26 protein-coding genes are annotated in these 26,948 nt (G+C 40.9%); 14 read left to right on the forward strand and 12 right to left on the reverse strand.

Annotated features, from left to right (window positions below; translation table 11 throughout):
* Positions 1–36 precede the first annotated feature (36 nt).
* The 3 genes from AB5Z01_RS02335 to AB5Z01_RS02345 are packed head-to-tail and all read right to left on the reverse strand — an operon-like array spanning position 37 to position 3,783.
* Positions 37–1,248 carry an NADP-dependent isocitrate dehydrogenase gene (locus tag AB5Z01_RS02335; RefSeq protein ID WP_038671977.1) on the reverse strand — a complete coding sequence of 404 codons (1,212 nt, stop codon included), beginning with the start codon at positions 1,246–1,248 and terminating at the stop codon, positions 37–39.
* A 12-nt stretch (positions 1,249–1,260) separates the two neighbouring features.
* Positions 1,261–1,818 (reverse strand): DUF6630 family protein, encoded by a 558-nt coding sequence (locus AB5Z01_RS02340; protein WP_287215051.1) that lies wholly within the window; start codon positions 1,816–1,818, stop codon positions 1,261–1,263.
* A 24-nt stretch (positions 1,819–1,842) separates the two neighbouring features.
* Entirely contained in the window at positions 1,843–3,783 is a 1,941-nt protein-coding gene (locus tag AB5Z01_RS02345) for an aconitate hydratase (RefSeq protein ID WP_022286896.1), read from the reverse strand.
* 235 nt (positions 3,784–4,018) lie between these two features.
* Between AB5Z01_RS02345 and AB5Z01_RS02350 the strand changes: the two genes are divergently transcribed.
* The 6 genes from AB5Z01_RS02350 (at position 4,019) to argS (ending at position 9,971) form a co-directional block, all read left to right on the forward strand.
* A complete protein-coding gene (locus AB5Z01_RS02350; protein WP_287215052.1) occupies positions 4,019–5,008 on the forward strand; it encodes a transglutaminase domain-containing protein in 990 nt (329 codons plus the stop codon).
* Positions 5,009–5,017: 9 nt separating this feature from the next.
* On the forward strand, positions 5,018–5,791 hold the full coding sequence (hisA, locus tag AB5Z01_RS02355; RefSeq protein ID WP_287215054.1) for a phosphoribosylformimino-5-aminoimidazole carboxamide ribotide isomerase: 774 nt from the start codon (positions 5,018–5,020) through the stop codon (positions 5,789–5,791).
* 126 nt (positions 5,792–5,917) lie between these two features.
* Complete coding sequence (locus AB5Z01_RS02360; RefSeq protein ID WP_022286899.1) at positions 5,918–7,000, forward strand: D-alanine--D-alanine ligase family protein; 1,083 nt, start codon at positions 5,918–5,920, stop codon at positions 6,998–7,000.
* Positions 6,993–7,802, forward strand: a complete 810-nt coding sequence (murI, locus tag AB5Z01_RS02365) for a glutamate racemase (RefSeq protein ID WP_278461004.1) — start codon at positions 6,993–6,995, stop codon at positions 7,800–7,802. The genes AB5Z01_RS02360 and murI overlap by 8 nt, the downstream gene beginning before the upstream one ends.
* Positions 7,803–7,817: 15 nt before the next feature.
* A complete protein-coding gene (locus AB5Z01_RS02370) occupies positions 7,818–8,255 on the forward strand; it encodes a DUF1934 domain-containing protein (RefSeq protein WP_195388834.1) in 438 nt (145 codons plus the stop codon).
* 27 nt (positions 8,256–8,282) lie between these two features.
* Positions 8,283–9,971 carry an arginine--tRNA ligase gene (gene argS / locus AB5Z01_RS02375; protein ID WP_368365309.1) on the forward strand — a complete coding sequence of 563 codons (1,689 nt, stop codon included), beginning with the start codon at positions 8,283–8,285 and terminating at the stop codon, positions 9,969–9,971.
* Between the two features lie 47 nt (positions 9,972–10,018).
* On the opposite strand, the gene AB5Z01_RS02380 is transcribed toward argS, so the two are convergent.
* Positions 10,019–10,822 carry a DNA-3-methyladenine glycosylase gene (locus AB5Z01_RS02380; protein ID WP_368365310.1) on the reverse strand — a complete coding sequence of 268 codons (804 nt, stop codon included), beginning with the start codon at positions 10,820–10,822 and terminating at the stop codon, positions 10,019–10,021.
* Positions 10,823–10,950: 128 nt separating this feature from the next.
* Here AB5Z01_RS02380 and AB5Z01_RS02385 point away from each other — a divergent pair, with 128 nt between their 5' ends.
* The 4 genes from AB5Z01_RS02385 to AB5Z01_RS02400 all read left to right on the forward strand — a co-directional run bounded on the left by AB5Z01_RS02385 (position 10,951) and on the right by AB5Z01_RS02400 (position 15,660).
* Positions 10,951–11,634, forward strand: a complete 684-nt coding sequence (locus AB5Z01_RS02385) for a DUF6062 family protein (protein WP_117923641.1) — start codon at positions 10,951–10,953, stop codon at positions 11,632–11,634.
* A gap of 532 nt (positions 11,635–12,166) precedes the next feature.
* Entirely contained in the window at positions 12,167–12,427 is a 261-nt protein-coding gene (locus AB5Z01_RS02390; protein ID WP_195220833.1) for a hypothetical protein, read from the forward strand.
* Between the two features lie 132 nt (positions 12,428–12,559).
* The gene (rlmB, locus tag AB5Z01_RS02395; RefSeq protein ID WP_022286906.1) at positions 12,560–13,333 is read left to right on the forward strand and encodes a 23S rRNA (guanosine(2251)-2'-O)-methyltransferase RlmB; all 774 of its coding nucleotides are present in this window, start codon (positions 12,560–12,562) and stop codon (positions 13,331–13,333) included.
* A gap of 20 nt (positions 13,334–13,353) precedes the next feature.
* Positions 13,354–15,660, forward strand: coding sequence for a hypothetical protein (locus tag AB5Z01_RS02400; RefSeq protein WP_287216334.1), 2,307 nt, complete (start codon positions 13,354–13,356; stop codon positions 15,658–15,660).
* A gap of 43 nt (positions 15,661–15,703) precedes the next feature.
* Here AB5Z01_RS02400 and AB5Z01_RS02405 read toward each other — a convergent pair whose 3' ends face one another.
* Positions 15,704–16,378, reverse strand: a complete 675-nt coding sequence (locus AB5Z01_RS02405) for a uracil-DNA glycosylase (protein ID WP_022286908.1) — start codon at positions 16,376–16,378, stop codon at positions 15,704–15,706.
* A gap of 513 nt (positions 16,379–16,891) precedes the next feature.
* Between AB5Z01_RS02405 and AB5Z01_RS02410 the strand changes: the two genes are divergently transcribed.
* The gene (locus AB5Z01_RS02410) at positions 16,892–17,872 is read left to right on the forward strand and encodes a tyrosine-type recombinase/integrase (protein WP_287216333.1); all 981 of its coding nucleotides are present in this window, start codon (positions 16,892–16,894) and stop codon (positions 17,870–17,872) included.
* 37 nt (positions 17,873–17,909) lie between these two features.
* On the opposite strand, the gene AB5Z01_RS02415 is transcribed toward AB5Z01_RS02410, so the two are convergent.
* The 7 genes from AB5Z01_RS02415 to thyX are packed head-to-tail and all read right to left on the reverse strand — an operon-like array spanning position 17,910 to position 24,037.
* Complete coding sequence (locus tag AB5Z01_RS02415; protein ID WP_181981574.1) at positions 17,910–19,133, reverse strand: U32 family peptidase; 1,224 nt, start codon at positions 19,131–19,133, stop codon at positions 17,910–17,912.
* Positions 19,134–19,151: 18 nt separating this feature from the next.
* Positions 19,152–20,552, reverse strand: coding sequence for an endolytic transglycosylase MltG (mltG, locus tag AB5Z01_RS02420; RefSeq protein ID WP_195389170.1), 1,401 nt, complete (start codon positions 20,550–20,552; stop codon positions 19,152–19,154).
* Between the two features lie 3 nt (positions 20,553–20,555).
* Positions 20,556–21,131: a 5-formyltetrahydrofolate cyclo-ligase gene (locus tag AB5Z01_RS02425; protein ID WP_195389169.1), complete on the reverse strand. Its 576-nt coding sequence runs from the start codon at positions 21,129–21,131 to the stop codon at positions 20,556–20,558.
* Complete coding sequence (locus AB5Z01_RS02430; RefSeq protein ID WP_022286914.1) at positions 21,128–21,670, reverse strand: DJ-1 family glyoxalase III; 543 nt, start codon at positions 21,668–21,670, stop codon at positions 21,128–21,130. The genes AB5Z01_RS02425 and AB5Z01_RS02430 overlap by 4 nt, the downstream gene beginning before the upstream one ends.
* Before the next feature lie 19 nt (positions 21,671–21,689).
* Positions 21,690–22,595 (reverse strand): DUF2156 domain-containing protein, encoded by a 906-nt coding sequence (locus AB5Z01_RS02435; protein WP_287216332.1) that lies wholly within the window; start codon positions 22,593–22,595, stop codon positions 21,690–21,692.
* A 10-nt stretch (positions 22,596–22,605) separates the two neighbouring features.
* Positions 22,606–23,274, reverse strand: a complete 669-nt coding sequence (locus tag AB5Z01_RS02440; protein WP_287216330.1) for a deoxynucleoside kinase — start codon at positions 23,272–23,274, stop codon at positions 22,606–22,608.
* On the reverse strand, positions 23,264–24,037 hold the full coding sequence (thyX, locus tag AB5Z01_RS02445) for an FAD-dependent thymidylate synthase (RefSeq protein ID WP_287216335.1): 774 nt from the start codon (positions 24,035–24,037) through the stop codon (positions 23,264–23,266). The genes AB5Z01_RS02440 and thyX overlap by 11 nt, the downstream gene beginning before the upstream one ends.
* A gap of 445 nt (positions 24,038–24,482) precedes the next feature.
* Here thyX and AB5Z01_RS02450 point away from each other — a divergent pair, with 445 nt between their 5' ends.
* The 3 genes from AB5Z01_RS02450 to AB5Z01_RS02460 all read left to right on the forward strand — a co-directional run.
* Entirely contained in the window at positions 24,483–24,863 is a 381-nt protein-coding gene (locus AB5Z01_RS02450; protein WP_287216329.1) for a hypothetical protein, read from the forward strand.
* 90 nt (positions 24,864–24,953) lie between these two features.
* The gene (locus AB5Z01_RS02455) at positions 24,954–26,033 is read left to right on the forward strand and encodes a hypothetical protein (protein ID WP_368365311.1); all 1,080 of its coding nucleotides are present in this window, start codon (positions 24,954–24,956) and stop codon (positions 26,031–26,033) included.
* A gap of 22 nt (positions 26,034–26,055) precedes the next feature.
* A partial coding sequence (locus tag AB5Z01_RS02460) for a hypothetical protein (RefSeq protein WP_368365312.1) occupies positions 26,056–26,948 on the forward strand: 893 nt, incomplete at its 3' end.

The raw sequence follows: 26,948 nt of genomic DNA on the forward strand, positions 1-26,948 counted from the left end.
AAAGTGCTACAGCTTTTAATATTTGTGATATGAAAATTAACCCAGAAGCTTTTTAAGTCTCTCGTCAACAGCCTTAAGGAAGTCCACTGTATTTACTTTCTTCTTATTTTCAAGTGTAGAAAGCAGATAAAGATCACCTGTCATAACACCGTCTTCGATAGTTTCGATAGTTGCCTTTTCAAGACAATCAGCAAAGTTCATAAGCTCAGGCAGGTTATCGAGTTCGCCTCTTTTTCTCAGAGCGCCTGTCCATGCGAACAGTGTGGCAACTGAGTTTGTAGAAGTTTCTTCGCCCTTGAGGTGCTTGTAATAGTGTCTCTGAACAGTGCCGTGAGCAGCCTCATATTCATAGATTCCGTCAGGTGAAACAAGAACAGAAGTCATCATAGCCAGTGAGCCATATGCTGTAGCTACCATGTCAGACATTACGTCACCGTCATAGTTCTTGCAGGCCCAGATATAACCGCCGTTTGAACGAATAACTCTCGCAACAGCGTCGTCGATAAGAGTATAGAAATACTCGATACCAGCCGCTTCAAACTTAGCCTTGTACTCGTTATCGTATATCTCCTGGAAGATATCCTTGAATGTGTGGTCATACTTCTTTGAAATAGTATCCTTTGTAGCAAACCAAACATCCTGCTTCTTATCAAGTGCAAAATTAAAGCAAGCTCTTGCGAATGAAGCGATAGAAGTCGACTTGTTATGCTGACCCTGAATGATTCCGTCGCACTCAAAGTTGTAAATTGTTTCTCTAGTTTCCTTGCCGTCCTTGTCAGTGCAAACAAGCTCTGCCTTTGAGCCAGCAGGGCATTTCATTTCAACGTTCTTATAAACGTCGCCATATGCGTGACGAGCGATAGTGATAGGCTTTGTCCATGTAGGAATGTATGGAGTGATACCCTTAACAAGGATAGGAGTTCTGAAAACTGTTCCGTCAAGGATAGCTCTGATAGTGCCGTTAGGGGATTTCCACATTTCCTTGAGGTTGTATTCAGGCATTCTCGCAGCGTTAGGTGTGATAGTTGCACACTTAACAGCAACGCCGTATTTCTTTGTAGCGTTTGCAGAGTCAACAGTTACCTGATCGTCGGTCTCATTTCTATGAACAAGACCAAGATCATAGTATTCTGTTTTAAGGTCAATATATGGAGTAAGAAGAATATCCTTTATATCCTGCCAGATAATTCTGGTCATTTCGTCGCCGTCCATTTCAACGAGCGGTGTTTTCATCTGAATTTTTGCCATTGGTAAGACCTCCTATAAAGTAATAATGGAATATCCGTTGTTTTTAGCTATCGCAGATATCTTTTTGTAAACGTCAAGACTTGCAATGATAAGCTCGTAGCTGTCGCTGTCAATATCTATCATACATATGCAAGCACCTTTGAGATTGCTGTTTAACTTATGTACAAACGCCTCAGCGTCATCATCGTCATCAGCCTCAAAGTCGTCTGTATAGCTTTCGATCAAGCTGTAGTTTTTAAGCTGTGAAAGTCCCCAGATAATATTCTCGACCTCCTCTGAATAGTCGCAAGGGAAGAGATAGCCGTTTTCTTCAAGTTCGTCTATCATACCTATCCAGCAGATATCGTCAATATCATTTGCTTCCCTGTCAGAAACAACTACGCCTCTTTGCAAATATCTTGAAGCGTTTTTCTCAGCATAAGCCCAAGGGTCATTTGCACATTCACGAAGCTTTGAAACAACTTCGCTGTCATTGTCCGTAATCAATGCGGCAATATCGGCAATAAAAGAATAGTCTTTTATTGCTGGAGTGCTGTCCTTTGTGCCGAAAAGTTTCGAGAAAATCCCCATAGGAAACCTCCATATCAAACTCGATTATTTTGAAAGCTGTTCTCTTGTGTAGTCAAGCAGACCACCTGCAAGGATAATATCCTTTGTTCTGCCTGTAAGCTCGCAGAGAACTGGTATCTCAACACCTGTTGTCTTATTCACAACAGTAAGCTTAGACATATCAGCCTCAACGTCTGCACGAACGTCAGCAAGAACGATCTCATCGCCCTGATTTATCTTGTCATAGTCAGCTTCATTTACAAATGTGAGCGGAAGGATACCTGCGTTGATAAGATTAGCTCTGTGTATTCTTGCAAAGCTTTTAACAAGAACAGCCTTTATGCCAAGATAGAGAGGAGCAAGTGCTGCGTGTTCTCTTGATGAACCCTGACCGTAGTTTGAGCCGCCAACGATTATTGACTTGCCCATGTTCTTTGCACGTCTTGGGAAGTCCTCATCACATACTGTAAAGCAGTGCTGTGAAATAGCAGGTATATTTGAACGTAATGGAAGTATCTTCGCACCGGCAGGCATGATGTGGTCTGTAGTGATGTTGTCGCCCACCTTAAGTGATACCTGACAATCGATGCTGTCATCAAGCGGTGAAGTCTGTGGGAAAGGCTTGATATTTGGTCCTCTAAGAACCTCAACGCTGTCCATATCAGCCTCGTCAGCTGGCGGAACAACCATATTGTCGTTTATCTTGAAATGTTCAGGAAGCTTGAACTCAGGCATATCTCCAAGTGTTCTTGGGTCAGTGAGGTAGCCTGTGAGAGCTGAAACAGCAGCCATTTCAGGTGATACCAGATAGATCTGACCATCCTTTGTGCCTGAACGACCCTCGAAGTTTCTGTTGAATGTTCTAAGTGAAACACCCTTTGAGTTAGGTGACTGACCCATACCGATACATGGGCCGCAAGCGGATTCAAGTATTCTTGCGCCTGCTGCTATCATATCAGCAAGTGCGCCGTTCTCAGCGATCATGTTAAGTACCTGCTTTGAGCCTGGAGCGATTGCAAGTGAAACGCTAGGGTCAACTGTCTTGCCCTTAAGAATGTGAGCTACTTTCATCATGTCAACATAAGAAGAGTTTGTGCATGAGCCGATACAAACCTGATCTATCTTAAGCTTTCCGATCTCATTTACGCTCTTAACGTTGTCAGGAGAATGAGGACAGGCAGCCAGTGGTACGAGCTGTGAAAGATCGATATCTATCTGTTCGTCATAAACAGCGTCATCATCAGCCTTTAGCTCGCTCCATACGTCAGCTCTGTCCTGAGCCTTCAGAAATGCAAGTGTTGTTTCGTCAGAAGGGAAGATAGATGTAGTTGCACCAAGCTCAGCACCCATATTTGTAATAGTTGCTCTCTCAGGGACTGTAAGTGTCTTTACGCCTTCGCCGCAGTATTCTATAACTTTGCCTACGCCGCCCTTTACTGACATTCTTCTGAGAACTTCAAGGATAACGTCCTTAGCTGATACCCATGGAGAAAGCTTGCCTGTGAGATTTACCTTTACTATCTTAGGATATGTGATGTAATAAGCACCACCACCCATTGCAACTGCAACATCAAGTCCACCTGCACCTATAGCGATCATTCCGATACCACCGCCTGTTGGAGTGTGGCTGTCAGAGCCTATAAGGGTCTTACCTGGTATACCGAAACGCTCAAGATGTACCTGATGACAGATACCGTTTCCGGGACGTGAAAAATAAATGCCGTGCTTTTTGCAGACAGAACCGATAAATCTGTGGTCGTCGGCATTCTCAAAGCCTGACTGAAGCGTGTTGTGGTCGATATAAGCTACAGACTTTTCCGTTCTGACACGAGGAACGCCCATTGCCTCATATTCAAGATAAGCCATTGTACCTGTTGCGTCCTGAGTAAGCGTCTGGTCGATACGGATACCGATCTCCTGACCCTTAACAAATTCGCCGTCAACAAGATGTGCTTTAAGTATTTTTTCTGTTAAAGTAAGTCCCATTGTAACAACAATCCTTTCAAAAATAACTGATATTAATATTTTATAACAAATTGCGATTTTTGTCAAGGTAAATATAAACATTTGCTTGATTTTATAGCGCTTTAGTGCATATTTTTGCATGGTATACGTCAATTTACTGTATAAATTTTCATTTCTTACGATATCCTTACTTGACACGGCAAAGCGTATATTATATAATAGTTGTGTTATCAGAGAAAACAAGGCGGTGAAAAGCATGAAAGCAAAAACTGTTTTGATATTATTATCGGCGATGATACTATGTCTGACAGGCTGTACAGAGTCACAAAAGCCCACAACAGTTGTGGATAATTCTTCTGCCGTGACTACATCATCAAGTGCTGACAGCGAAAGCGGCAATGATAAATACTATGACAGCACGCCTATATCTCAGGCTTATCTCTCAGGCAATACAGCAAATCTTGATGATAAACAGCTTGAAATATACAACAAAGCCGTTTCAGTCATTGAAAAACTTATCACACCTGACATGAACGATTACGAAAAAGAGCTTGCGGTACATGATTATATAGTCGGCTGTGCAAGCTATGACGAAACACATCTCAATGCGCTTGGTATTGGCCTGCCAAACTCTGATAATCCATATGGCTGTCTTATAAACGGAAAAGCAATATGCTCAGGCTATTCCACAACGTTTCAGCTTTTTATGGATATGCTGGAAATACCCTGCAAGACCATATACGCCACAGATTTTGAGGGCGACGATCACTCATGGAACATAGTTCAAATAGGAAAAAGCTGGTATTATGTTGACGCTTGCTGGGACGACCCTATCCCTGACTTTATGGATAGACCAGTAAGGCACAAGTATTTTAACGTCTCAGAAGAATACATGAAAACAAAACACGTCTGGGACGATACAGAGCTTCCTGATACAGATAGTACAAAGTTCAGCTATATTACGCAGACAGTTACGCATATAAACTCAGTAAATGAGATAGAGAGCCTTATGGAAAAGGCTTTGGATAATATGCAGGACAGCGTGGCGGTAACGTCAGATATGAGCGATTTCCAATTCAGTGAAACTGACCAGATAGACACGAACTTCAATGAGAGAAATATCAAAGGGCTTAGCAAAGTTTTTGACAGCTTCTGCGAAAAGCATACAGATCATCAAGTATACTGTCAACGCGTCCAAAACGGAAATGATATAGTTTTGGTGATATACATGAGAAAATTCAGATAGGAGAGAGCAATGAAATTCAGACCTTGCATAGATATCCATAACGGTAATGTAAAACAGATAGTGGGCGGAAGCCTTTCTGACAAAAACAATTATGCTGTGGATAACTTCGTTTCAGAATATGACGGTGCATATTATGGCAAGCTTTATAAGTCATACAGACTGACAGGAGGACATATTATTATACTGAACCCTGTCGGCAGCGAATTTTACAACTTAGACCTCGAACAAGCCTACAGTGCATTATCCGCATTTGAGGGCGGATTGCAGATAGGCGGCGGAATAAATGACGAAAACGCCGCACAATTTCTTGAAAAGGGCGCAAGCCATGTTATCGTAACGAGCTTTGTTTTCAAAAACGGTGTTGTTAATTTCGATAATCTGAACAAACTGGTGAAGTCCGTTGGCAAAAGCAGACTTGTGCTAGATCTTTCCTGCCGCAAAAGGGACGGGAAGTATTACGTTGTGACAGACCGCTGGCAGAAATTCACCGATATTGAAATGAACAGCCAGACCCTAGAAATGTTCTCAGAATACTGCGATGAGTTTCTTATCCATGCTGTTGACATAGAGGGCAAAGCAAAGGGCATTGAGCCGCAGATAGCAAAGATAATGGGAGAATACTGCACCATTTCATCGACCTATGCAGGCGGCATTTCCTCATTTGACGACCTCGATACGCTAAAAGAACTCGGCAGGGGAAAGATAGATTTCACCATAGGCTCAGCACTGGATATATTCGGTGGCAATATTAGCTTTGAAAAAGTCGCTGCCTACGGCAAATAGTCCTGCCTTATGCAATAAACACAATATTCAAGGCAGTTTTGCGTATATTTTGGCACAAAAAGATTTGCAATTTTAGCGGAAATATGTTATAATATTATGATACTAATTCAGAAAGGACGAATTTTTATGTCTAAGATCCGAGTTGCCGTTATTTTCGGCGGAAAATCAAACGAGCACGACGTATCTGTTGTTTCTGCAACTCACGTTATAAAGAGTATACCAAAGGACAAATATGATGTTATTTGTATCGGAATAACAAAAAAAGGTCACTGGATGAAATATATAGGAGATGTTGACGATATTGCGTCAAACAAATGGGAACAGCACCCTGATAATGTTCCATGCGTTCTCAGCCCTGACCCTCTTCACAAGGGCTTTATCGCTCTTGGCGAAAACGGCGAATATCAGAATGTAAAAGTTGACGTTATTTTCCCAGTCCTTCACGGAAAGAACGGTGAAGACGGCACTATTCAGGGGCTTTTTCAGCTTGCTGAGATACCATTTGTAGGCTGTGACTGCATATCATCTGCAAACTGCATGGATAAGGGACTTACACACACTGTTCTTGACGCAAATGGCATAAAGACAGCAAAGTGGGTAGGCATTATAACCTCAGAGCTTTCACATCTTGACAAAAAGTGTGACGAAATGGAAAGCAAGCTTGGCTATCCTATGTTCGTCAAGCCTGCAAACTGCGGTTCTTCTGTGGGCGTTTCAAAAGCTAAAAACAGAGACGAGCTTAAATCTGCTATCAAGCTTGCATTTGCTCATGACAGCAAGGTCATTGTAGAAGAAACTATAGTTGGCATGGAGTGCGAGTGTGCAGTAATGGGCAATGACGAGCCTTTTGCTTCAACTGTCGGTGAAGTATGCTCCGCAAATGACGAGTTTTACGATTTTGACGCAAAATATAATGATGCCGCTTCCAAAACGCTTATCCCTGCAAGAATGAGCGAGGAGAGCATTGAAGAAATAAGAAAGACGGCTGTCAAGGCATACAGAGCAATGGGTTGCAGCGGACTTTCAAGAGTAGACTTTTTCCTTATGAAAGACGGCACTGTTATTCTTAACGAAATAAATACTCTCCCAGGTCACACGCCTATAAGTATGTATCCACAGCTTATGCAGTACGAGGGAATGACCCCTGCACAGCAGGAAGATAAGCTTATCAAGCTGGCACTTGATAAGGCGGAGGTTGATTATGAATAACGCCGCCATTGGAGTTTTCGACTCAGGAGTTGGCGGGCTTACCTGCGTGAAAGAGCTTATAAAGCTTCTGCCAAATGAAAATATCGTTTATCTTGGCGACACGGCAAGAGTGCCATACGGCTCAAAAAGCAGAGAGACTATAATGAGCTATGCCAGACAGGATATAGAGTTTCTTAAACAGCATAACGTTAAAATGATTCTCGTTGCTTGCGGTACAGTTTCTTCTGTATTGCCTGCAATGGATATAAAGTCAGATATCTCCATAAGCGGAGTTGTTGAGCCTGCTGTAAAGGCTGCCTGCTCTGCTACAAAGAATAACAGGATAGGTGTTATAGCCACAAGTGCGACCATAAAGAGCGGCATTTACGGCAAAGCTATAAGAAGCATTAATCCTAACATCAAGGTTGTCGGCAAGGCTTGTCCTATGTTCGTGCCACTGGTAGAGAATGGCTATACTGCCCCTGATTGCGTGCCTGCAAGGTATATCGCACAGGAGTATCTTGAAATAATGAAAAAAGAAGACGTTGATACGCTTATTCTCGGCTGTACTCACTATCCACACCTCACTGAACTAATTTCAGATATAATGGGCGAGGGTGTAACACTTGTTTCATCAGGTGCAGAGCTTGCGAAATATGCACTCAACTCCCTTTCATACAGCGATGATACGACTGAAAGAGAAGAGCGTGAGAGCCTTGAGCTTTACTGTACCGACAGCGTTGAGCTGTTTTCTGAGAATGTTGAACGTTTTCTCGGAAACAATATCAATGCACAAATATCAAAATGCAGCCTAAAGCTGTAAACTGGAGGATTTTATTTGACCAGCAAGGAAGTATCAATAAAACTTGTTAGCCGTCAAAGCGACGGTAATACAAAAGAAGAAACAGAGCTTATCTCAGCAGGACTTTATGAAGCAACCGAAAAAGGATATCGCATATCGTATGAGGAGTCTGAGGCAACAGGATTTGAAGGAAGCGTTACAACGCTAGAAACCGAAGGCTGCCGCAAGGTGACTATGAACAGAACCGGAACGGTTGAAGCGAATCTTGTTGTTGATATAGGCGAAAAGCAGCATTGCGTTTATGGCACTCCATACGGTGATTTTATGGTAGGCATAACCGCTAAAACCATAAGATCAGATCTTGACGAAAACGGTGGAATGCTTTTCTTTCACTATGTCTTAGATGTCAATTCAAGCTATATCGGTGATTTTGAGATAGCTATAGAAGTAAAAGCGGCAAATGTTGTCGCATAATTATATTTGGAAGGACGGAAAAATAATATGACTAATCTCATAAGCGACGCATTTATTCAGGCTAAGGAGCTTGTAATGAAGGCTATGGGCGAGCTTGTTGCAGACGGAACTTTTCCAGCAGAGCCTGTTCCTGCATTTAATACGGAGATACCTGCCGACTCAAAAAACGGTGACGTTTCCACTAATGCCGCAATGGTATGTGCAAGACCTTTCAGAAACAATCCAAGAAAAATAGCAGAAGCTATCGTATCAAAGATAGACCTTAACGGCTCATACTTTGCAAGATGTGAAGTGGCAGGTCCTGGGTTCATCAACTTTTTCTATTCTACTGAATGGTATGCAACTGTAGTTGCCACTGTTTTGGAGCAGAAAGAGAAATACGGTGAAACTGACCTTGGCGCTGGGAAGAGCGTTCTTGTGGAATTTGTTTCTGCAAATCCAACAGGTCCTATGCACATAGGCAACGCAAGAGGCGGAGCTATAGGCGACTGTCTTGCGTCTGTTCTTGAAAAGGCAGGCTATGAGGTAGCAAGAGAGTTCTATATCAATGACGCAGGCAATCAGATAGAGAAGTTCAAGACTTCACTCGAAGTTAGATATCTTCAGATATACAAGCCTGAAACTGAACTTCCGGAGGACGCTTATAAGGGTCAGGACATAATCGACCATGCAAACGCATTCAATGAGATATACGGCGACAAGTATGTGAACGCTGACAGCGAGGAACGCCGTCAGGCACTTTGCGATTTTGCCTTGCCAAAGAACATTCAGAAGCTTCACGACGACCTTGGCAAATATAGAATACAGTATGACAAGTGGTTCAACGAAAGCACACTTCATAAGGACGGCTCAGTTCAGAGAGTTATCGAACAGCTCAAAGCAAGCGGTCATACCTATGAAAAAGACGGTGCCCTTTGGTTTAAAACAACAGAGTTCGGTGACGAAAAGGATAGAGTTCTCGTTCGTGAAAACGGTGTGCCAACATATCTTGTGCCTGATATCGCATATCACTACAACAAGCTTGCAGTAAGAAAATTCGATAAAGCTGTAGATATTTTCGGTGCGGACCACCACGGATATATAGCTCGTATTAAAGCTTCTATGACAGCACTTGGCGTTGACGCTGACAGACTTTACATTGTTATCATGCAAATGGTAAACCTTGTCCGTAACGGTGAAAAGTATAAGCTTTCCAAGCGTTCAGGCAAAGCTATCACTCTGTCAACTCTTCTTGACGAAATACCGATAGACGCAGCAAGATTTTTCTTTAATCTCCGTGAGCCTAATTCTCATTTTGATTTTGACCTTGACCTTGCTGTATCTCAGACAAGCCAGAACCCAGTTTACTACGTACAGTATGCACACGCAAGAATTTGTTCTGTCCTTAAAAAGATGAACGAAGAGGGCATTGAAGTTAAGAGCCTCGACAAGGCGGCTCTCAGCGTCCTCACAGTGTCTGAGGAGCAGGAGATGATAAAACACCTTGCTACTCTGCCGAATGTTATAAACGAGGCTGCAAAGGCTTATGACCCAGCTAAGGTAACAAAGTATGTTATAGACCTTGCTACAATGTATCACAAGTTCTATAACAACTGCCGTATCATGGGAGAAGACGAGAGCGTTATGCAGGCAAGACTTTCACTTTCACTTGCAGTTAAGCAGGTAATAAAGAATATTCTTGATATGCTCAAGATAACTTGCCCAGAGTCTATGTAATAAAATATCAGACCCGATCGTGGAAAACTCTACGATCGGGTCTTTCGTTATTTCTGGGTATTTCTTATGTAGTGGAATAGATATTGCTGTGCAATGCCCTCAACACCCTTCACACAAGAGGGAAGTCCGTTCGGATACCACTGTGCAAGCACTCGCTTCACCCACACGTCTTTTGGAAAAGCATCCGTTTTGTAAAAGCCGAAAAGCAGTGTACAATCAGCAACTTTCGGACCAACGCCCTTGATCTTCATAAGCTCGTTTCGTGCATCGTCAAGGGGCATTTCTTTTATCTTTTGGTAGTCTATCTCACCGCTCAAAACCTTTTCAATGGCGTCGACAAGATATTTTGCTCTGAATCCTGAACGCAGATACGCAAGGCTGTCTATAGTTTCATCTGCCATATCTTCAGCAGAAGGGTAGCCGCCGTAATGCTCACACAAACGTCCTATAATGCCCTTTATCCTTGGGATATTGTTATTCTGACTTATTATAAAAGAAGATAACGCCTCCCAACTGTCCTGCCTGAGTATTCTTATGCCGCCTGCAAATGAGCAGGCTTTTGACAGAGTTTCGTCCTCAGAAAAACGGCGTTTAAGCTCCCCGTAATCAGTATTCAGGTCAAAATAATCAGTCCAAATGTTTTCAAAGTTCTGCACAGTAGTGTCATGAAGCCTAAACACGCCATTTTCGGGTTCCTCGCTTATGGTAAGTTTGTTGTTAAGGAAAGCTCCGCTGTAAGTTTTTTTATCTATCTTCTCCCAGCGAAAAGCCTGTCCGCAATCAAGTGTGTCATCTAGTCCAAAATCAGGCTGTTTCAGCAAAATGTCACTGCCGCTTTGTGTATAATCCATAAAATTCAACTCCATTATATTATAAATTTATCGAATCGACTTGCAAAATTCTACAAAAGATATTATACTATAAATATCAGTATTTTTCAAGCGGATAAAATAAACATATCTCAGAAAGGATAGATCATATGAGAGAAAGCATTCTGACAATACCTGTCACAGATATATTTGAGCCGAAATGCGGCTGTCCAATATGCCGCCTGCGTGATACGTTGGAGCAGAGAACTGTTGAGTACATAATGGGAGCGGCTATGATGGAGCCGGACGTGCGTATGGAGACCAATAAGCTTGGCTTCTGCAAAACACATTTTGAACAGATGAGAGCCTGCAAAAATAGACTGTCACTTGCACTTATGCTTCAATCACATTTGCAGGATATGCAAAAGCATATTTTCACACGAAAGAAAATGTTCGAGGGCAAGACAGCAAAGCAAAAGAAAGTCAGCGCAGTAAATAACGAATGTTTTGTATGCAGCAAGGTGGATTGGGGAATGTCAAGGATACTCGTTACGCTGTTTGAGATGTATGTTCAACAGCGTGATTTCAGAGATCTTTTTGCTCAGCAGGAAATGCTTTGTCTGCCGCACTATGACCTTTTAGTGTCTATGTGTACTGAAAATATGGATAAGAAATATCAGAAGCAGTTTATTGACGCTTGCGGCGAGCTGACAAGCAAATATCTTGACACTCTTGAAGCGGACGTATCACACTACTGCAAGATGTATGACTACCGTAACACAGGAGCAAATGCCGATTGGGGAAACTCAAAAGACTCCATAGAGCGTGCTATAAAATTTCTTACCACAAGATAAGAAATTTTCGTTACTTTTCGTTACAATGGTTACAGCTTAGATTTTATGCAGAAGATTGTAAAAGTACAATTATATGTACAGAAGATCAGCTTATATCATTTAATAGGTCATTGTTCTTTTATCGGGGCATTTTTTTGTACTTTGGATCTAGCATTGTAAATTTATTCTCAAACAAATTCAAAAATTATGTAAAGTGCGGTCATTCCGCTGCTAACAAATAACCTTTAACATACAAGTTTGTATGTTAATATATTCGTAACATTCTCGTGTGTATTTGTTCCCAAAAGTTAGCGTTTTTTCGCTTAAATGGTCGATTTTCGTTATAATATGAAGTTTTCAACAGCCTGCAAATACCGATAAAACCATGAGTTTTCAACGTTTTCAACATGGTTTTCAACAGAAAATGCCCCTACGAATGTTGAAAACTTTTCATATTCAACATTTTTGCGTTGAAATGTTGAATATTGCACTTTTTTAATGCCAACAATCAGTAATATAATCAAGTAATTGGTATTCAGAGGAGTTGGCTGTCATGCTCAAAGGAATTAATAAACAAATCATCGAAATAAAGTGTACAGAAAATGAATGTTTTGATAAGATTATATTATTTGTAAACGCAAATAAAAATCATCTACACCCTGATATTTTAAGAAAAAATGCTGTTGATATCGCAAGTGCGATAACGGGGGACAAAATGTTTTCGACCAACAGAAAATTCAACTCTGCGGCTGTGATATCAACTATAATGGGTGTGGCAATGCTTGTTCTGCTGCTTATCGCATTGTGTATGTGATAAGCATAAATATCATTGATAAAATTTGTGTAAATCGTCGAAAGTCTATATAAAAAGCCTGTTTACTATTGGCATTATGTTTTTTTTGTGGTATAATTATGAGTAGTATATTTTTTTGAAAAGGAAAATTCAATGAGTAATTATCAAGATAAAAATAATAATTTAGACGAAGAAAATGAACTGCAGTTTATAATTGGCAGAAACCCTGTTATCGAGGCTTTAAAAGCAAATAAGCTGATCGACACTATCTATATTAACCCTGAGGCTAAAGGCTCTATAACACTTATTTGTAGACTTGCAAAGGAAAAAGGCATAAATGTCAAGCGTGTTACCGAAACAAAACTCAACAATATGAGCAGGGGAGCTTCACATCAGGGTGTTATTGCTATGGGTGCGTGTGCGGAGTATGTGTCTCCGGAGGATATTCTCAGCATCGCAAATGAAAAGGGAGAGGATCCTTTCATTATCATTTGCGATGAGATAGAAGATCCGCACAATCTTGGTGCAATAATCAGAACGGCTGAGGCGGCAGGTGCTCACGGCGTTATCATTCCAAAGAGAAGAAGTGCATCATTGAACGCAACTGTTTTCAAAACGTCAGCAGGTGCAGCAAGCTGGTTGCCTGTTGCAAGAGTTTCAAATCTTGCAGCAACTATTGATATGCTTAAAGAAAACGGTGTATGGATATATGGAACTGACGGCGAGGGACAGAGCTATACTGAAGTTAAGCTAACTGGTCCTATAGGGCTGATAGTCGGCTCTGAGGGCTTTGGCATGGGACGTTTAATAAAAGATAAATGTGATTTTTTGCTTAGTTTGCCTATGGCAGGCAAAGTCAATTCTTTGAATGCTTCCGTTGCGGCGGGCATTTTTATGTATGAAGCCGTAAGACAGAGAAATCTATAAGGAACAGGGAGGTTAAAGCTTTGGCTGATAAATTCTCAATAGACGATATAATTTCAGAATACAGCGAAAAAGTTGAAAAAGATTTAAAAACTGACGAGTCACAGGAAAACGATGAAATTTTAAATGAAGATACTAATGAAGATACTAATATTGATGAGAGTATTGAAAAAGATAATGATACCAGCGATATAGATAGTGACGACTATGATCCAATAAAAGCAACAGATTTTGATGATGAATTGGCGTCAGACCATACGACCGAAAAAAAACGTAACGAGGAAAATGCTGCACTTATAAATAATCTCACCAAACATAAAAAAGGCAAGGCTGCAAAGCAGAGCATTCCGCCTGTAAACAGGGCAAGCCTTAAAGATATCAAAATGGGACTGACGGGAAAAATAATCCCGAAAACAGAGGAGTTTGACAAGGCACTTATCCCTGATGACGCCACCTATGAGGAAAAATCCTCTATATTGTCACAGCACAGAAAGAAGAAAGTTGACAGCTTTGTTCTTAAAACTAACGAGCAGGAAAGCGAGCCTGACAGTGATGATACAAACGATAAAGACAAGGCAGGGCAGACGGAGTTTAAGAAGTTTGATGACGCCGAAAAGGTCTTTGGCTCTATCCGTCATGTGAAGAGCAACCTTGTTCTAAGGCTTTGTGTACTTCTGTTTACGGGCATTTTCAGCACATTCATAACGGTTGCAAATGACCTGGAACTGCCTCTTATAAAGACATTTGACAGAACTATAACCCCTGCGGCATATCTGTTTGCAAACACTATTTTGGGTCTTATTTCTATAGCGGTGTGCTATAACGTGCTTCTTGCAGGAATAAAAAGCCTATTTAAAAAAGAGGCAGATAATGATACAATAGCAGCGATAGGTATTTTTATTACAGTCATTGCAGGAATAATAAATCTATTTGACCCTGAGTCTATTCGTGACAATGTTTACCATGTTTACATATCAGTTGCAATCGTGGGTCTGATATTCAATACTCTTGGAAAACTTATGGTGGTAAAACGTACTGAGCGTAATTTTAGGTACGTTGCAGGAGATTTTGAGAGATATGCAGTTACATCCGTTGAAGATGAGGAAATAGCAGAAAACTTCACAAGAGGTGCTGTTGCAGAGCCAAAGATAGCAGCTATGCGCAAAACCGAGTTTGTGGACGATTTTATGAAGAACAGCTACACTTCTGATATCTCAGATGAGTATTCAAAGAAAATAAGTCCTTATATCCTCATTGCAGGCGTTGTTATAGCACTTTTGTCACTTATATTTGATAAGGGTGCGTCAAACATGAAAGAACGTTTGTTTATAGCACTTGCGGCTTTCTCAGGCACTGTTACCATGTGTTCTTCGTTTGCGGTAATGCTTATAGTAAATGTACCTTTGGCAAGAGCTACAAAGAAGTATTTGCAGTATTCAGCGGTAATGCTGGGATATTCTTCTGTTGATGAATTTGCTGACACAAATTCACTTCTTGTTGACGCTGAACAGCTTTTCCCTAAAGGAAGCATTGAGCTTGCAAACCTTAAGCTTCTCTCAGCTATTTCTATTGAAGACTGCATTTTAATGGCGGCAAGCCTTAGCTGTCAATCGGGAAGTGTTCTTAAGTCTACATTCTACAAAATGCTCAGAGGCAAGACTGAGTTGCTTTATCCTGTTGAAAGCTACATTTATGAGGACGGTCTTGGACTTTCTGGCTGGATAGAAAACAAACGTGTACTTCTTGGTACAAGAGAGCTTATGGAAAACCACTCTATTGACGGTCTGCCGTCAGAAGCAAAAGAGAAGGAGTATACAAATGGGAATGTTGCTGTCTATCTTTCTATTTCTGGAATAACAGCAGCAATGTTCGTTATTCAGGTATTGCCTAATCTGTCCGTTACACGTTGGCTTCAGGAGCTTGAACTTGAAGGTATCACAACAGTAATAAGAACAGTTGACGGCTTTCTTTCACAGCGTTTTCTCTCTGACCTCTTTGATATTGAAAGCGACAGCGTTAAGCTTCTCAGCTTCAGATATCACAAGGACTACGAAAGCGAAACCGAATACGTTCCACGTCAGGCTTCATCAATGCTTTGCAGCGGACATTTTCCGTCTTTTGCAATGCTTGTGATAGGCGCAAAAAGGCTCAAATTTACCGCAGAACTTGGTGCGTCAGTGATGTATGGTGCAACGATACTTGCGGCGCTCATAGCCCTTATAATGATGCTAGCAGGTTCATTTGTTCAGCTTACTCCAACGCTAGTTATCGTCTACAACCTCATTGTAATGGGAGTAGCGTTGCTTATACAGCACATCAAAAAACTATAAAAATAAAACCTCGGTCTGTAGTGAAACAAACCGAGGCTATTTTTTACTTATTGCTTATTGTCCAATCTATTGGCTGAATATTGTTGCTTACAAGGAAATCGTTAACCTTAGAAAAATGCCTGCATCCGAAAAAACCATTATACGCAGACAATGGAGATGGATGAGCTGCCTTGAATACTGCATGAATAGGGTTCGTTATAAGTGGTGCCTTAGCCTTAGCATTGCCACCCCAAAGGATAAACGCAGTAGGCACATTACGCTCATTAAGCTTTTTTATTACAGCGTCAGTAAGCTGCTCCCAGCCCTTACCCTTATGAGAATTAGGCTGACCTTGACGAACAGTAAGAACAGTGTTCATCATCAGCACGCCCTGCTTAGCCCAATCGGTAAGCTCGCCATTATTAGGGATAGAGATACCAAGATCAGCATTAAGTTCTTTAAAAATATTCTGCAAAGACGGTGGTGGATTAACACCAGCTTTAACGGAAAAACAAAGACCATGAGCCTGTCCCGGACCATGGTAAGGATCCTGTCCAATGATAACAGCCTTGACGTTTTCATAAGGCGTGTACTTCAATGAATTGAAGATATCATGCATATCAGGATAAACAGTGAAGTGTGAATATTCGTATTTCAAAAATTCACGAAGTTTCAAATAATATTCCTTTTTAAACTCATCAGCCAGAATATCGTCCCAGCTATTTCCGATATGCACCATTATACAGCACTAATGACAGTTCCGACGATCAGACCGAGTATAAGTACGGCAACCAAAGCGAGAACGAGTATTCTCATGACCATAGGTTTCTTGTCGTTCATTAACTATCGTTCCTTTCATAAAATATACTACTATGATTTTATCATATTTTCGCTGTAAAATCAACTGTTTGGAGGAAATTTATAAAATAATTTGTTCAAAAATAATGAAGTGGCTCACAAAGGTTCGTAAGTAAGCCACTTCTATACACAAAAAAATATCATATGAGCAAGGTTTTAACCTCGCCTTGCTTTATATGATATAATAAATTTTGTTGTCAAGGGATTACCGCAAATGTAGTATAGCTTGACAGCCCACAAAGTAGGGTGTATACTTAAAGCAGTGCACAACGGGGAGAGACGACAAAGCGTAAAAGAGCCACAAACAGCCCCTCGCACAGCGTGTACAGAAAGTTTCACTAAATAAAAATTTAGTGAAACTTAGAGAAGTGATAAATAAGGAGAATAGATATAAATGAAACAAGCATATGCAGATGATTGCCCATATTATCTCGACGATTTTCTAACTAACATGAAAGTTGTCAAAGACCGTTCTGACCGCACTGAAGAAGCTTATTTTATTGATATCCGAACATTTCTGCGATATCTTAATGTCAAACACCATGCAGTTCCAGCCGAAACGCCTTTCAATAAAATAAAAATAAAAGAAACGCCAATAGAATGGCTCGAATGCTTTTCACTAAACGATGCTTATGTTTATTTAAAGTATCTCAAAGATGAGCGCAATAATTCCACAAAGACCCGTGCGAGAAAATGTTCGGCGTTGAAACAGTTTTACGTTTATCTTTGCAAAAAAGCCAAGCTCATTTCAAACAATCCGCTTGATGATCTTGAATTGCCGCATATAAATCAAGCCTTGCCTAAATATCTGTCCCTTGAACAAAGCCTTGAGCTTCTGCGTAATATCGACTCTAAAAATCAGGTGCGTGATTATTGTATCATTACTCTGTTCCTTAACTGCGGTATGCGTCTGAGCGAGCTTGTGGGCTTGAATTTAAGCGATTACAGCCGAGATAACAGAACTCTGCGTGTCCTCGGCAAAGGCCGCAAGGAGCGCATTATTTATCTTAACGACGCTTGTGTTTCTGCACTTGATGAGTATATTGACACTACCCGCCCCCACGTGGAACAAACTGCCATTTTTTTGTCGGCTAACAAAACGAGGATAAACAAGCGACGTGTTCAACAAATAGTAGATGAACAGCTCCAGCGTGCAGGACTTAGCAATTTGGGTATTACCACCCACAAGCTCAGGCATACAGCCGCAACCCTAATGTACCAACACGGCGGTGTAGATACTCTTGTACTGAAAGATATACTCGGTCACAAAAGCATTGCGACCACTGAGATATACACACATTTATCTAATGAAAACATCAAAAAGGCCATGGAGTCGAATCCATTGTCTGAAGAAATTGAAAAGAAAAAGAAGTAAACAAAAGCCATGTGAGGAAAATCACATGGCTTTTTTGCTATTTTTTCATACGAATTATAGAATGTTCTGGGAACGTCAGATCTGATCTTATCGACATCTTCATAGCTGCATGATTTGCAGTATCTATGGAGTTGTCGTATTCATCAAACATTTCCTCCACGGTGAACTTCACAGGGCTACCAACAGGTGAAAGCACTTCAATCTCGTCGCCCTTGTTGAATTTGTTTTTTTGAGTACAGTATATTCTTCCACCGCTACAACCGTCAACCACAGCCACAACATCATATTCACGAATATACCCACCGTTTTCGTAATACTGGCTCTCCTTTGGGTGACCAAAGAAAAATCCTGTACAGTATGCTCTGTGGCTTACCTTGAAAACTTCATCCTTAAGCCACTGTGGCAACTCAAAATGCTCTGGATCAGATTTATAGATATCCATAGCCTTTCTGTAGGCATTTGTGATAACGGACACATAATACGAAGATTTAGCTCTGCCCTCGATCTTAAAGCTGTTCACGCCTGCCTCTGCAAGCTTATCAATGTGGTTGAGCATACACATATCCTTGGCGTTGAGGATATAAGTTCCTTTTTCGTCCTCAAAAACAGGATAAAACTCATTGGTGCGCTTTTCTTCCATAAGGTGGTATCCCCAGCGGCAAGGCTGTGCGCACTCGCCACGATTTGCGTCACGGTTTACAAGGTACTGGGAAAGCAAACATCTGCCTGAAAAACTTACGCACATTGCGCCATGTACAAAGCACTCAATTTCAAGATCTTTAGGGGTCTTTGCTCTTATTTCGGCGATCTCCTCGAGAGAAAGCTCTCTTGCAAGCACTACCCTCTTAGCACCCATGTTATAAAATTCATTTGCAGTAACATAATTTACTATACCAGCCTGTGTGGAAACATGGATCTCCATATCAGGTGCATATTTTTTTATCAGTGAGAAAACACCGATATCGTTGGCTATCATAGCGTCAACGCCTGCCGCAAGAGCGTCATTCACAAACTGCTCTAAATGCACTATCTCGTCATTATGGGGAAGCGTATTGCAGGTCAGATACACACGCTTACCCCTGCTGTGAGCCTCGTCACAGGCTTTTTTCAGAAGCTCAGCGTCAAAGCTTGCAGAGGCGGCTCTCATTCCGAAAGCCGTACCTCCAAGATAAACTGCATCAGCACCAAAATCCAGCGCCGCATACAGACGTTCCATATCTCCCACAGGAGCAAGAACTTCAAGCAAATTATTTTCAGTCATTAAAATTTCAATCCTTTATTACTTTTTCTTTGCAAGTCCAGCCTTAACAAGATTTTCCTCATGCTCGTCAAGTGTCTTTGCATAGAATGTTTCGCCCGTCTTAAGATTATTACAGAAGTAATAGTAATCAGTCTTCTTAGGCTCAAGAACAGCGTTTATTGCAGCCATACCAGGGTTGCATATTGGTCCTGCCGGCAAGCCCTTGCACTTATAGGTATCATAACACTCGGTATAATGCTCGATAGAAGCTGTGTTGTCAGCCTCGGTCTTTATAACATTCTTAATATAATTTGTTGTTGTATCAGACTGGAGCATAGGATAGGTGTCAGGGTCGTCAAGTCTGTTCAGGAATACCGAAGCTACCTTTGGCATTTCGTCCTCAGAAGCGGCTTCAAGCTGAACGATAGAAGCAAGGGTCATAACTTCGTTAAGTGACATACCGGAATTTTTGATCTTAGCTTTGACAGTTTTGTATTTCTTTTCAAACTGCTCTCTAAGCTTCTTGGTAACGTTTCCTGCGCTGTCATTCACATAAAACTCATATGTATCAGGATAGAAATAACCTTCCATGCGATAGAACATATCACCGTTATCATCAACATCATTTTCAAAGTCAAAGCCTTGATTTTTATTGAATTCAAACAGGAAGTCGTCAGCAGTGCAGACCTCATTATCTTCAAGCTTTTTAGCTATGTCAAGAAGATTTTCTCCTTCTGTGAATGTAATGCTTACAGTCTTATATGACTCTCTCATTTGTGAAAGTTTTTCGATTATTTCAGAATATCCGCTTGATGGCTGAAGTGTGATATCACCAGGATATATAGCTGCGGGCTTTTCAAATTTCAAAGCAAGCATAAACAGCTTTTTGTTCTTTATAACTCCCTCATTTACAAGTATATCAGCTATCTCACTGTTTGTTGAGCCTGCTGGGATATTAAATCTGATATCCTCGTCAGTTTTTCCGATACCATAATACTCCATGCCAATAGAAATGCCGCCCACTGCAAGCACTAAAGAGACTGTAAGAATTACTATAACAAGTATAATTCCGCCAAACACCGAATTATTCACCTTGCTTTTCTTTCTTTTTTTCTTTTTCTTCTTGCCGCTTTTTGACTTTTTTTCTTGCTTTTCGGGCTTCTCAGGCTCTTTATCCTCGTCTTCCTCGCTTTTGTCTTCCTCTGACTTGTCCTCGTGAAAAGCTAGGATAGGTTCAGGCTTGTCATCGGTCGCTTCTGGAGTTTCCTGTGGTTTCTCGTCAGTATTATCTGCCTGTTCACAGTCTTCGGAACTGTTCTCAGTGTCAGCGATAGGCTCTGCTTCAACGCTTTCTTCGTCCGATTCATTTTTCTCGGCAGACTTTATCTTTGCGTTGACATCATTTATTATATCGTCAACATTAAAATTCAGATCGTCCATTATTTACTTCCTTTCCTTTGTGTTTATAGTATATATATCCTTATCAGTAAATACCTTGTCTACAGAGATATCATAGCCGTCATGACAAAAGCTTTCTGACATACAGTTATCGTAACATAAACCTAGCTTCATGCCATTATAATCAGCCAAAAATCTGTCATAAAAGCCCATACCAAAGCCAAGCCTGTATCCGTCTTTATTATACGAAAGCGCAGGCACGATACACAATGCATTGTCAAAAACGCAGTATTTCTCACAACTTTCATCAGGCTCAAAAATGCCAAACCTACCCTCTTTGAGATCATAGGTGCTGTTTATTCTGTAAAAATACATAATATTGCCGTTTTTTTCACATCTCGGGCATAGCACTATCTTGCTCTTTAGCGCCTTTCTTATTATCTCCGCCGTAGACACTTCAATATCAGAGGAAACATATGCAAGCACAGTTGTACAGCTTTTATACTCCTCGCTGTCAAGGAAAGCTTGCTGAACAGCCACATCTGCCTGTTTTCTTTCTTCCGCAGACATACTAAGACGTATCTCTTTGAAATGCTTTCTTAAAGCTTTTTTATCTGTCATTTGCTCTGCATACCTGATTCAAGGGCTTCTGCCTTTTCTTTTGAAACAAGAAGCTCTACAAGCTTGAGTGCAAACTTCATGCTGCAGCCTGCGCCCTTTGCAGTGATGAACTTACCGTCAACAGCCACAAGTCTGGCAGAATGTATCGCACCTTTAAGATCTTTCTCATAGCCTGGAAAACAAGTTGCATATCTGCCGTCAAGAAGACCCTTATGACCGATTATGGACGGAGCGGCACATATTGCGGCAATGTATCTGTTATTATCAGCACAGTAATCAACTGCACCTAGCACATCAGGGCTTGCTTCAAGATTTAAAGTACCCGGCATACCACCTGGGAGAACTATCATTTCGAGCTCGTCATTAAGAACTATCTTATCCACTGTTGTATCGGTCTTGACAGGAATGTTGTGTGAGCTTACTATCATATCAGAGCCTACACCTACAGTAAAAACTTCAACGCCTGCTCGTCTGAGCAGATCCACAGGGGCAAGAGCCTCCATTTCCTCAAAACCATTGGCAAGAAATACATAAACCATAACAAATGACTCCTTTCGATCATCTGAAAGTAATTACATTTTTATTCAAAAGAAAAGCAGGATTATAAGAAAGCTTTGACTTTCTAAGACCCTCTATTCCTAGATCCTCTTCCCTGTTGATGAAGCTGAGACCCTTTGCATTATGCGACGCAAACTGACTACACAGCATAGGATATGCACCCTGAACGTCAGCGAGTGCTTTTTCTATATGCACCACAAAGGTATCCGAATTTATTTGTTCACCAACCGTAAAGCCTGTCATTTTATCATTTCTGTAAAGCACAGCGCCTTTAAGTCCGAGCCTATCCATATTCGTAAGAAAAAGATCAATAGCATATTGCTCAACCACCGCCGAAGGATCGTCAGCGTTGTCATTCTTATTATAAAACTCAGCCGAAAATTCAATACAGCTGTCTATTTCCTTATCAGTAAGCTCTCTGTATTCCCAAGGCTCGTCCATGAAACGCTTTATGTGGTTACGCTTGCCGTGATACTTTTTGCCTTTAAGCTCGATAAGGTCGGAAGCATTGTAAATATAGTCTGAACTGTCCCTATCATACTCGCAGATGATTTTATCACCATAATATTCTTTTATCCAGCTTAGGTTATCATCTGTTACAGAAGATACGATAAGCGGCTTTCCCTGGGCGGAAACATATTCTTTAAGCTCATCAAAAAGCCTGATATATTTCTCTTTGCCCTCAATGTCTATTTTAACGCCTGCAGGAAATGTAAAATACGGCTGACCGTCCTCAAAGGAACAGCTTATATAAAAATCACCATGATGTGTTATTACAGTGTCATTAAGTCTTTGCCACGCCATATTATTTGCAAAGCAATATTCTGCTCCTCTGAAATCTGATACTGCAAGACACTTGGTTATCCATTCTTTGTCCTCAAAACTTATTTTTCTGAAATCAAACATTAAACACACATTACTTTCTATTGATTAACCCCAGAATATCTCCGAAAATTCTATCTTTTGTATAAGGCTCGCTTCCGTTGCTGCAAAGAATAATATCCCAATCCTGTTTCTCAGCGGTAAACAAAGCGGCTTCACGGCATTTTTTCAGATACTCCACACTTGCTTCATGGATATCCTTTTTGCTTTCATCTCCGCCGTATCTTCCCGACATCAGCTTTTGAGATATCTCTATTGGCATATCCAAGAATATCACCTTGTCAGGTCTTGGAAGCCCAAGTTTGTCATACTCGTAATCTTCAAGCCAGCCTATAAAATCTTCCCACTGCTCTTTCGGCAGTTTTGTCATCTGGTAAATGCAGTTTGACGTAACATATCTCGCTGCAAGTACAAGACTTCCCTCTTTATAGTCATGCTCCCAAAATTGTTTGTAGCAAGCGTATCTGTCAACAGCGTAAAAGCTTGAAGCTGCGTAGGCATTCACGTCAGCAGGCGTTTTGCCTATCTCACCATTAAGATACATCTTTACCAACGCAGACGACGGATTATCATAGTCAGGAAAGCTTATAGCCTTATGCTTTATGTCATTTTCACTGAAATAAGCAGAAAGCCTTTCAAACTGAGTTGATTTTCCACTTCCATCAAGTCCCTCAAGAACTATAAGTCCAGATCTATTCAACATTATTCATTTCTCCGTAAATTTTCTTTACTTCAGCCATTTTTCCACAGCTCATTGCGCCCTCTGGACACTTGCCTTTCATTACACATGACGGACCTGCGTTCTTGAAAAGCTCAGGAGCGGCCTGCTTGCAAAGTCTGAGCATTTCATCAGCCACAGCCTTTATCTCCCATTGTGCTCTGTTACAGCATCTATGCTGGAAGAAATTAAACAGTGTTCTGACGTTCATTGTCACAACTATCTTTGTTTCACAAGCGTTTGGAAGAACAAATCTTGCGTCCTCATAGGCTTTTTTCTTAGCCTTGTTAAGTGCATCCTTTTTAGACATACCCTGCTCTAAAAATGCCTTTTCATGTGTATTTGTAAGTATGTCGGCAATCTTATTATAACACTCAAGTAGCTGATCCATTTGCTTGTCAAATTCAGCCTTTGCTTCTGGCACAGCCTCTATTGACGGTGGCGTGATAAACTCAAAGCCGCTTTCACTTACATAACGCTGGCTTTTTTGAGAGTAAGACGCAATTCTGTGTCTTACCAACTGATGAGAGCAGGCACGGGATATCCCCTCTATGCCAAAAGTAAAAGAAACGTGTTCCATAGGGCTTTCGTGACCAATAGACACGAGCCTTTCAATAAAGCTCTTTGTTTTTTCTTCCGTAAGACCCTCTCTAAGCGAGGCGATATCACTGCTTGAATAGCAAAGTTTTGCAGCAGTAGCAACCACCTTTTCAGGCTCAGGTGTATGAGTAATAAGTTCAACCCTCATCATATATGATCCTTTCCACATATTTTTTATATTATACCATTAAAAATCCTACAAGTCAACATTTTATTTTAAATGGCTATTTCAACTTCCGTGTTGATGTTAACAAGCATTTAACAATCAACTTATGTAAAATGAAATAATTTAGAACGCAATATTTGTTCAGCTATACAAAGCTCTTGTGCATATGAGAGAAATATGCAGAATATAGTGACTTTTGGTGTTATATGTGTTAAAATAATGTGTACATAGATAAAAAAGTCTATTGCAAAAAAAGAAATGTGCTGAGTCCAATGAAGATATAAATATTTATTATGCACAATTATCCGTTGCAATAATTGTGTGATATGATGAAGTTAAATTACTCTGCAACAAAACTTGAAGAAAATCACACCTATATTATGAAAAAACGTTTAATATGAAAAATATCGTTAAGAGAGTCGCAGCTATGGGTGCTGCTGTTATGATGATGAGTTCTATGGTTATTGGGGCTAGTGCGGCAGATAGTAAAGCATTTAGTCTTCGCAACACGCCGGGAGCACCTTCAAGCGATAACGTGACTTCAAAAACACTTAATTTTAAAACAACACAATCTGGTAAATACACTACATATACCAAATTGACTGCAAGTAAAAATACTACAGTTACGACCAAGGGTTATGTTTGGAAAAACAACACTTGGAATTTGATCACAACATCTACGGGTACACAGAAGACTACAGGCTCGTGGTATCAGATAATAGTTGGCATGAATGCTAAAAACGTTGTTTCTATAACTAAAAATGCTTCAAAAGCAACATCTGCTTCTGGAAGTACTTCTGGTTATTAATATATGCACTTAAAATAACATATGAGCGACATATTGTCTGAAATTTATCAGCCGATAGTCGCTCATAATATTAGTAAAGGTCGTGAAATAATGAAAAAAAATTATGGCGTTGTTATATCTCTGCTTTTTCTTTTCCTTTTTGGTTGTTCATCTCAGGACAACAAATCCAATAACCACAGTACAGATGATGCAAGGCTTGAGCCTGTGGAACAGGCTTATGACGGCTGTAATAAGTTGCTTGGCAGCGATCACAGCAGTTTTAAGCTGCCAGAAAAGATAAGCAAAGTGGACTTTGAGAAGGTATATTCTTTGTCCTGCAATACTTTGAAAAATGATGATATGACCAATGCGGAAAAGTTATTCAAGACTTTTTATGGCGACGATTTCGACGAAAGTGCACTTTCAACTGAAAATGGCGGAATAGTTTATCAAGCTGGAATAAACACATCTGCATACTGGGGTATGGATATTGCACTTTATTCCGCTGACTATGAGTTTCAAGAAAACAGTAGCGGACAGACTTATGTTGTGGGGCTTGACGAGGGCGGCATTACTTTAGGTGGCAAAGCCATTGATGTGACTGATATCGACAGTGGATTAAACAATTATATTGCTGATTTTTATAAGGACTTTACGATCAATACCAAAGAGTTTTCGGTGAATGACACTGTGGGCAGAATTGATTTTACGGCAAGTCTTGACTATGAAAATGTGCCTTTTCAGTATTCGCCCTATGCATACAGTCGGGCGGACAACGAAAATAATATGAGTTACTGGACGTTTTTGCAGGTAACAGGCTCTATTGGGGAGGACGGCAAATTTGATTTTATTAATGCCAATGCACCCCTTAACATACTTGATAAGACGGAGAAAACTAAGATGATACCATTTGACGAGGCGGTGAAAATTCTTGAGACGGAGCTTGCAAAAGGGTCATATTATGAGTTTTCAAATGTTGAGCTTATGTACTGCTGTCTTGCAAATCAGCCTGCATTGGATATGACCGAAGAGGACAATGTTGCTAAGGCTGAACAGCTGGCGGAGGAATACAACAAGACATCAAAAACCTTTGAGCCTATGTGGTGTTTCGAGATAAAGGGCGGCGAGGGTGCAAAGGAATATATCAAGGTGAATGCTCTCAGCGGCGAGGTCTTTATTGATGTTCAGTAGGTCAGAACGAAAGGTGAATAGCATGATCACAAAGCGGATTTTTTGTATTGCTGTGATAGGTGGAATAATCTGTCTTACGGCTTGTGGAAATAGTAATAATAACAGCGAGAATAATTCATCTGCGGTGGTGGTATCGAATGAGGAAAGCAGGGCTGGCAGCCTTTTGGACAGCAGGGTGACTTTGCAGGCTGAGGCTGTGGCTTACGATAACGGACAGCTCACCTTTGTTTGTGATGACAAGGAATACACGCTTGAAATGGACAGTGAGCTTTTTGAACATGATGAAAAATATGTGAATGGAAAAAGCTTATCCCAAGCAATAATAAACAACGATATCGGCGAGGCCATTTCTGCGGAGATAGTTACGGACGAGGGCATAACCAAAATATACAGCTGTGATGTTGTAAGTCCTAACGGCGAGAAATACGCTTCGGGAATGTATGAGGACATCAAGGCGGACGTGCCTGCGGAAGAGTATGACTACAAGCTTTGCCACAAGAGCGGCTCTGTCTATGAGCTTAGCAATGCAAATCGGACTATCACGGCTGACTTCAACGATCTTGAGGAGTGGCAGAAAGGGAAATATCCCGAAAGTGCTGATGATGTTATGTTCGGCGGCTATCTTTTTACCGACGGCAAGTTTATTATTGAGGATATCAACTTACTTGTTGCGGTAAATGATGACGGCTCAAAGACGTATGAGCCGCTCACGACCAGTGACTACCCCAGCTTTTTCGGCACAGTACAGACCATAGGCGACAACACGGCCGAAATTAAGCTCACAGACAAAAAGACAGTATGCACAGTGCTTACATATTATTGCGACGGTGAGCTTAGCGAGGGGCTTGAAGTCATGGTGATACTTGACTGCTCCACAGACCTTTTCGATAGCGGAAAGTCGGAGAGTTTTGATTA

Origin of the sequence: Ruminococcus sp. RTP21359st1_H3_RTP21359_211015 (assembly GCF_040909065.1) — a bacterium.
In the GTDB taxonomy this organism is placed as follows: domain Bacteria; phylum Bacillota; class Clostridia; order Oscillospirales; family Ruminococcaceae; genus Hominimerdicola; species Hominimerdicola aceti.